The organism is Paraburkholderia caledonica NBRC 102488, from assembly GCF_000685095.1.
Classification (GTDB): domain Bacteria; phylum Pseudomonadota; class Gammaproteobacteria; order Burkholderiales; family Burkholderiaceae; genus Paraburkholderia; species Paraburkholderia caledonica.
In genome coordinates this window covers 1-891 of the sequence record NZ_BAYE01000061.1, presented here as the reverse complement: position 1 = coordinate 891, position 891 = coordinate 1, and the positions used below count along the sequence as shown (strand labels likewise).

At 58.8% G+C, this 891-nt stretch carries 1 pseudogene; it reads right to left on the bottom strand.

The features are described 5' to 3' along the window. Positions 1-49: 49 nt before the first annotated feature. Positions 50-891: pseudogene (locus BCA01S_RS38680) on the bottom strand (transposase); the annotation flags it as partial.

Here is an 891-nt window from a genome sequence, read left to right as displayed (position 1 = left end):
TAGACAGCGTCAAGCAGCACGGCCGGTCGTGTTGCCTCACGGGATGATGTTACTCCCGGCTAATTGTCACCGACGAATCGTTTGTTGGTGAAGGCTGGCGCTGCGTAGCAGCGTCAGCCTTCACCACTTCGGTGTCGGCGCCGCTGAGTATTCGGGTCACCAGTTCCCTCGCTCGATCTGCGCGCCACACTTTTACCCGGCGCTGCAGGGTGCGCAGCTGAGCGCCGGAATACAGGGCGGGAGCCATCGCGGTGAGGCGCTCAGATAGCTGCTTCGCTGTAATGTTGGGCTCGGTTTCGAGCCATTCCAGTATCTTGGGCCAGGTATTTTCGAACGGATCTTCCCGAGTACGCCAGTCATGTGGGACGCGCGCTTTGCGGTGATGCGTCGGTCGTATCTCGCCGGCCTGCCACGCTGTCCCGAGACTCGACAGGAAATCCGAGAGCGGGACCTCGGTTGCTGTCGTCGCCGGCGCGGGCAGACCACCGGAAGCGCTGCATTGCGCAACCCGCTGTTGTGCTTCGCGAATCCGATGCAACAAATCCAACGGATCGAGCCTACGAAACCGCGCGCGAAGGCTACGTTTAGTCGTCTCGGGAATAGATGGGGACCGCAGGACGCGTTCAAGCGGCGTCAACGGAGCTTCATAGCGCTTCGTTACCTTGGCGCCGTGACGAGTCTTCGATTTCAATTTGAATGACGGCTGAAAGAAGTTGATGTACAGCCGTGACACTTGATAAAGAGAGGCAAGCGTTTCAGTGGCTTCAAGACCTCGTAACTTGCCGTAGCCCACGAGACGACGTACGACGGAGCCATTCTTCTGCTCAACCCACGCCTGATCGTTCTTCTTATAGGCACGAGAACGGGTCAGCTCGATCCCCGTTGCTTTGC